This is a genomic window from Bacillus thermozeamaize, from assembly GCA_002159075.1.
In the GTDB taxonomy this organism is placed as follows: Bacteria; Bacillota; Bacilli; order ZCTH02-B2; family ZCTH02-B2; genus Bacillus_BB; species Bacillus_BB thermozeamaize.
In genome coordinates, this window is sequence record LZRT01000047.1 from 1 (window position 1) to 1641 (window position 1641).

The 1641-nt window shown below is 50.6% G+C and carries 1 protein-coding gene; it reads right to left on the minus strand.

From position 1 onward, the window contains the following. Window positions 1-230: 230 nt before the first annotated feature. The coding region (locus tag BAA01_15710) for a hypothetical protein (GenBank protein OUM89273.1) at window positions 231-1641 on the minus strand (1411 nt) is incomplete at its 5' end.

Here is a 1641-nt window from a genome sequence, read left to right on the forward strand (position 1 = left end):
GTAACTGTCAATTTCTCATTGGCCCAACCCTTCATCTTTTTGTTCGTTTTTTGTTCCCTTTCATTCCCTTTCACAGGGTAGCCGTCTCGTCCATGTCGTCAAGGGTAAAGGCTTCGCCCTCGCTGTCGCTCGCCCTTGACTTCATTCCCGAGACGGCTGTTTGGTCTCCAGGGAATGAAAGGCCCTTCGTCGACTGGTTGCAGTCACTTTTCCTTCTTGTTGCTCACTTGTCACATCGCAGGATTGAGCAATTGCTGCAGCTGTTTGCTGAATTCCCTTAACCATGCTTCCCTGCCGTGGATTCCCGGCATGTGCGCCTGACACCATGCTCCCTCTTCTTGTTGGCGCCGAATCCCTCTGCCAATGCGCCCTCGTTTCTTTGCTGTCTTCGGTTGCTCTTCTTGGCCATCTTCCATACGGGCGGCCTGTTCCACGACCCATCGGCACACATCGTCCCACTCACCATTTCGTACCGCCGCTTTCACTTGAACCAGGTGGTTTGCTCCTCGCACACTCCAGGCCATGCCGCGTTTTTTCATCCGATCCGCCACGAGGTTGTCATTGGCTTTCTCCACATTCCCAATGCCTCTGGCTATGGCCGGTAATTGTGTCGCTCTCATCCGGTAATCTTTGAGACTTTTCCAGTTCCGCTCAATGGTCTTTTTCAGTCGCCTGATCGCCTTCTTCTTGTCGGGATACTTGGCCTGCTGGTCTTCCATCAAGACTTCAAATCCTTGCCGATCATCCGCTTCGATCAAGGCGCGAATGGTATCCACCATGGCCTGTTGTTGAAACCCAAATACGCGTTTTATCCAACGTTGAAAGTGAAACGCATCAATCTGATGCAGGGAGTGGGGGTACAACTCGGTCCCGTATTGGCCCCATGGTGCACCATCGCTGCCGAATACCAGCAGGACGACTTTCTCCAGATCATAGGTAGATAATAAATATCGGTCCACAAGCTCCCAAAATTGTTCTGCCGTCCCTACGGTGGCCACCACGTGTGGATGTTTCAGGCGATACTGTTCCCCTTGTGGGTCTGCCGCTTCCCATCCTTCGTATATACATCCCACTTTGATTTCCAAGCTTTTGGCTTTTTTCCGATCCTCTCCTTGAAGAGGCACATGGGTTCCATCGGATTCAACCACCACGATGTCTGCTTGACGGGTTCCTTCCGATGGGCTCTCCGCAGTTTGACGCTTTTCGATGGCTTCTCCCATTTCTTGCACCGCCTGATGGACACGTTGGTGGCTCATGTGGATACCGAATTGGGCGAGGATTTTAGCACTCTCACGGTAAGAGTTTTGGGTGGCCAGATAGGCAGCTGCTTTCACTAAGGTAGGACTTATCGTTTGTTTTTCTTGAATCCCTAGTTTTTCATCCAGTGGATAACACCATTGACGTTGGTAATGATAGACACGGCGTCGATAACAGATTTCACCAAACAGTGTCAGGATGCCCATTTCGCGAAATCCTTCACTTTTGCCTGACCGGTTCTCTTGTTCAAAAATTCGTTGGTCCGCTTCAACAATGACTTTTTCCATGATAAGAGCGCCCAGCGCTTTCACCATCCGAAAGATCTCTTGCTCCAATTGGATGAAATTGATCTTGCCCTCAACGATTTGTTGCGCTAGACTGGAA